This is a genomic window from Cryobacterium lyxosi, assembly GCF_004403345.1.
GTDB lineage: Bacteria > Actinomycetota > Actinomycetes > Actinomycetales > Microbacteriaceae > Cryobacterium > Cryobacterium lyxosi.
In genome coordinates this window covers 1-5,711 of the sequence record NZ_SOGT01000010.1, presented here as the reverse complement: position 1 = coordinate 5,711, position 5,711 = coordinate 1, and the positions used below count along the sequence as shown (strand labels likewise).

The 5,711-nt window shown below is 53.5% G+C and carries 3 rRNA genes; all 3 read left to right on the top strand.

The window, feature by feature from the left end:
- The first annotated feature begins 356 nt into the window (after positions 1 to 356).
- Positions 357 to 1,890, top strand: a 16S ribosomal RNA gene (locus E3T27_RS08010).
- A 447-nt stretch (positions 1,891 to 2,337) separates the two neighbouring features.
- Positions 2,338 to 5,465, top strand: a 23S ribosomal RNA gene (locus E3T27_RS08005).
- A 122-nt stretch (positions 5,466 to 5,587) separates the two neighbouring features.
- Positions 5,588 to 5,704 (top strand): 5S ribosomal RNA (gene rrf, locus E3T27_RS08000).
- Together the 16S, 23S and 5S rRNA genes form the textbook arrangement of a ribosomal RNA operon.
- The last annotated feature ends 7 nt before the right edge of the window (positions 5,705 to 5,711 follow it).

The window sequence follows — 5,711 nt, the reverse complement described above, 5'->3', positions numbered from 1 at the left end:
CTGGGATTGGTCGATTTGACAGGGACTGGCCGGGTGGGTAAGTTAGACAAGTTGCCCCGGAGCGACAGCCCAGTAGGGCCTGAAGTCGGGTGCGTCCGATCCTTGAGAACTCAACAGCGTGCACAATGTCAAATGCCAAAAACCTCGTGGTTGTGGCCCGTTTCTAGCGGGGTGCAGCTAAGAGATTCCTTTGGAAATAATATTGAACAAGTCCTCACTTCGGTGAGGCAACTATACAAAGCAAGTCAGTAATGATTTGTTCTTGTCAGTTTCAAACTTGCATCTTCTAGGCCTATTCCGGTCTGTGGGTGCACTAGATGGGCATTCGATCTTCGGGTCGGGTAGCTATTCAAACATTTACGGAGAGTTTGATCCTGGCTCAGGACGAACGCTGGCGGCGTGCTTAACACATGCAAGTCGAACGGTGAAGAGGAGCTTGCTCCTTGGATCAGTGGCGAACGGGTGAGTAACACGTGAGCAATCTGCCCTTGACTCTGGGATAACTGCGGGAAACTGTAGCTAATACCGGATATTACCTTGGAAGGCATCTTCTGGGGTGGAAAGAATTTTGGTCAAGGATGAGCTCGCGGCCTATCAGCTAGTTGGTGAGGTAATGGCTCACCAAGGCGACGACGGGTAGCCGGCCTGAGAGGGTGACCGGCCACACTGGGACTGAGACACGGCCCAGACTCCTACGGGAGGCAGCAGTGGGGAATATTGCACAATGGGCGCAAGCCTGATGCAGCAACGCCGCGTGAGGGACGACGGCCTTCGGGTTGTAAACCTCTTTTAGTAGGGAAGAAGCGACTGGGTTTTCCTGGGAGTGACGGTACCTGCAGAAAAAGCACCGGCTAACTACGTGCCAGCAGCCGCGGTAATACGTAGGGTGCAAGCGTTGTCCGGAATTATTGGGCGTAAAGAGCTCGTAGGCGGTTTGTCGCGTCTGCTGTGAAAACCCGAGGCTCAACCTCGGGCCTGCAGTGGGTACGGGCAGACTAGAGTGCGGTAGGGGAGATTGGAATTCCTGGTGTAGCGGTGGAATGCGCAGATATCAGGAGGAACACCAATGGCGAAGGCAGATCTCTGGGCCGTAACTGACGCTGAGGAGCGAAAGCATGGGGAGCGAACAGGATTAGATACCCTGGTAGTCCATGCCGTAAACGTTGGGAACTAGATGTGGGGACCATTCCACGGTCTCCGTGTCGCAGCTAACGCATTAAGTTCCCCGCCTGGGGAGTACGGCCGCAAGGCTAAAACTCAAAGGAATTGACGGGGGCCCGCACAAGCGGCGGAGCATGCGGATTAATTCGATGCAACGCGAAGAACCTTACCAAGGCTTGACATATACCGGAAACGGCCAGAAATGGTCGCCCCGCAAGGTCGGTATACAGGTGGTGCATGGTTGTCGTCAGCTCGTGTCGTGAGATGTTGGGTTAAGTCCCGCAACGAGCGCAACCCTCGTCCTATGTTGCCAGCACGTAATGGTGGGAACTCATGGGATACTGCCGGGGTCAACTCGGAGGAAGGTGGGGATGACGTCAAATCATCATGCCCCTTATGTCTTGGGCTTCACGCATGCTACAATGGCCGGTACAAAGGGCTGCGATACCGTAAGGTGGAGCGAATCCCAAAAAGCCGGTCTCAGTTCGGATTGAGGTCTGCAACTCGACCTCATGAAGTCGGAGTCGCTAGTAATCGCAGATCAGCAACGCTGCGGTGAATACGTTCCCGGGCCTTGTACACACCGCCCGTCAAGTCATGAAAGTCGGTAACACCCGAAGCCAGTGGCCGAACCCGCAAGGGACGGAGCTGTCGAAGGTGGGATTGGTGATTAGGACTAAGTCGTAACAAGGTAGCCGTACCGGAAGGTGCGGCTGGATCACCTCCTTTCTAAGGAGCACGTGTCGTCCCGTCTGTATACAGCGGAATATGGCGACCAGTCATACGGAAGCGAATGTCTTTCGATGGCGCTCATGGGTGGAACATTGACATTGATGCAAGAACGGCTGAGATCTACTCGGTACGCCTGGTTCGTAAGGACGGGGTTGGAAAAGTAGGTCGCAGAGAGACTTGTATATGCACGCTGTTGGGTCCTGAGGGACCGGAACAACTGGGACGTAAATGTCGTGGTTGATCTGATTCTTCTGGACTTTTTCTCGTTGGCATCACTTGCCGGCGGGAAGGGTACCGCCCGTACTTTGAGAACTACACAGTGGACGCGAGCATCTTAAATTTGACTGTCTTCGGACAGCAAATTACAAAGATCTATTTATAGATCATTGGTCAATTTCGGTCGCGAATTTATTCGCGGCACTTAATCGATTCAAACTCATGTGATTTCAAATTTTTAAGAGCAAACGGTGAATGCCTTGGCATGTAGAGCCGAAGAAGGACGTAGTAATCTGCGATAAGCCTCGGGGAGTTGATAAACGAACTGTGATCCGAGGATGTCCGAATGGGGAAACCCCGCCAGGCCCGCAAGGTGACCTGGTGACTCCCGCCTGAATATATAGGGCGGGTAGAGGGAACGTGGGGAAGTGAAACATCTCAGTACCCACAGGAAGAGAAAACAACAGTGATTCCGTTAGTAGTGGCGAGCGAACCCGGATGAGGCTAAACCGATCATGTGTGATAGCCGGTAGGCGTTGCATGGTCGGGGTTGCGGGACTTTTCTGCCTATTCTACCGAATGGTAAGGGTTAGAACGTTGTATAGACGAACAGGATTGAAAGCCTGGTCATAGAGGGTGCGAACCCCGTAGTCGAAATGCAGCAATCGCCCGAGAAGTATCCCAAGTAGCACGGGGCCCGAGAAATCCCGTGTGAATCCGTCAGGACCACCTGATAAGCCTAAATACTCCTACATGACCGATAGTGAACAAGTACCGTGAGGGAAAGGTGAAAAGTACCCCGGGAGGGGAGTGAAATAGTACCTGAAACCGTTTGCTTACAAACCGTTGGAGCCAGCTTTGTTCTGGTGACAGCGTGCCTTTTGAAGAATGAGCCTGCGAGTTAGTGATATGTGGCGAGCTTAACCCGAGAGGGGAATGCGTAGCGAAAGCGAGTCTGAATAGGGCGATTCAGTCGCATGTCCTAGACCCGAAGCGAAGTGATCTATCCATGGCCAGGTTGAAGCGACGGTAAGACGTCGTGGAGGACCGAACCCACTTCAGTTGAAAATGGAGGGGATGAGCTGTGGATAGGGGTGAAAGGCCAATCAAACTTCGTGATAGCTGGTTCTCTCCGAAATGCATTTAGGTGCAGCGTTGCGTGTTTCTTGCCGGAGGTAGAGCTACTGGATGGCCGATGGGGCCTAAAAGCTTACTGACGTCAGCCAAACTCCGAATGCCGGTAAGTGAGAGCGCAGCAGTGAGACGGTGGGGGATAAGCTTCATCGTCGAGAGGGAAACAACCCAGACCACCAACTAAGGTCCCAAAGCGCGTGCTAAGTGGGAAAGGATGTGGAGTTGCACAGACAACCAGGAGGTTGGCTTAGAAGCAGCCACCCTTGAAAGAGTGCGTAATAGCTCACTGGTCAAGTGATTCCGCGCCGACAATGTAACGGGGCTCAAGCACGCCACCGAAGTTGTGGCATTGATATTTTTGGTTAGCTGCACCCTTGTGGTGTTAGTTCAGCCGTGTTGATGGGTAGGAGAGCGTCGTGTGGCCAGCGAAGCGGCGGTGTAAACCAGCCGTGGAGGCCACACGAGTGAGAATGCAGGCATGAGTAGCGAAAGACGGGTGAGAAACCCGTCCTCCGAAAGATCAAGGGTTCCAGGGCCAGGCTAATCCGCCCTGGGTAAGTCGGGACCTAAGGCGAGGCCGACAGGCGTAGTCGATGGACAACGGGTTGATATTCCCGTACTGACGAAAAACCGCCCAAGCTAATCCAGTAATGCTAAGCATCTGAATCCCCTAGATGGATCCCTTCGGGGTGAAGCGTGGGGCCTAGCGTGCGACCCTATGCTGGTGCGGTTAGCGTATTAACAGGTGTGACGCAGGAAGGTAGCTGAGCCGGGCGATGGTTGACCCGGTCTAAGGATGTAGGGCGAACGATAGGCAAATCCGTCGTTCATGATGCCTGAGACCCGATGGGTAGCCCGTAAGGGTGAAATCAGTGATCCTATGCTGCCAAGAAAAGCATCGACGCGAGGTTTTAGTCACCCGTACCCCAAACCGACTCAGGTGATCAGGTAGAGAATACTAAGGAGATCGAGAGAATCGTGGTTAAGGAACTCGGCAAAATGCCCCCGTAACTTCGGGAGAAGGGGGGCCTGAGGCGTGAACGGACTTGCTCCGGGAGCGTTCGAAGGCCGCAGAGACCAGTGGGAAGCGACTGTTTACTAAAAACACAGGTCCGTGCTAAGTCGCAAGACGATGTATACGGACTGACGCCTGCCCGGTGCTGGAAGGTTAAGAGGAACGGTTAGCCGCAAGGCGAAGCTGAGAATTTAAGCCCCAGTAAACGGCGGTGGTAACTATAACCATCCTAAGGTAGCGAAATTCCTTGTCGGGTAAGTTCCGACCTGCACGAATGGCGTAACGACTTCCCAGCTGTCTCAACCGCGAACTCGGCGAAATTGCATTACGAGTAAAGATGCTCGTTACGCGCAGCAGGACGGAAAGACCCCGTGACCTTTACTACAGCTTGGTATTGGTGTTCGGTGTGGCTTGTGTAGGATAGGTGGGAGACTGTGAAGCTTGGACGCTAGTTCAGGTGGAGTCATTGTTGAAATACCACTCTGGTCATATTGGATACCTAACTTCGAACCGTGATCCGGTTCAGGGACAGTGCCTGGTGGGTAGTTTAACTGGGGCGGTTGCCTCCTAAAAAGTAACGGAGGCGCCCAAAGGTTCCCTCAACCTGGTTGGTAATCAGGTGTCGAGTGTAAGTGCACAAGGGAGCTTGACTGTAAGACTGACAAGTCGAGCAGGGACGAAAGTCGGGACTAGTGATCCGGCAGTGGCTTGTGGAAGCGCTGTCGCTCAACGGATAAAAGGTACCTCGGGGATAACAGGCTGATCTTGCCCAAGAGTCCATATCGACGGCATGGTTTGGCACCTCGATGTCGGCTCGTCGCATCCTGGGGCTGGAGTAGGTCCCAAGGGTTGGGCTGTTCGCCCATTAAAGCGGTACGCGAGCTGGGTTTAGAACGTCGTGAGACAGTTCGGTCCCTATCCGCTGCGCGCGCAGGAAATTTGAGAAGATCTATCCCTAGTACGAGAGGACCGGGATGGACGAACCTCTGGTGTGTCAGTTGTTCCGCCAGGAGCACCGCTGATTAGCTACGTTCGGAACGGATAACCGCTGAAAGCATCTAAGCGGGAAGCCGGCTTCGAGATGAGATTTCCATCCCTTCGGGGGAGAGGCTCGCAGCTAGACTACTGCGTTGATAGGCCGGATGTGGAAGTGGGGACTAAAGACCCATGAAGCTGACCGGTACTAATAAGCCGATAATTTGATAACACTCAGTTTGAAGAAGCTGCTTTAGCGTCCACTATGTGGTTCTCGATGTACGGTCGAGAACAACGCCTTCGTCATGAGGGCTCTATAACTGAAAAATATAGAATCGATTCATCGAAAGATGTTTCGGCGGCTATAGCGAGAGGGAAACGCCCGGTCACATTCCGAACCCGGAAGCTAAGACTCTCAGCGCCGATGGTACTGCAGGGGGGACCCTGTGGGAGAGTAGGACACCGCCGGACTTAACTT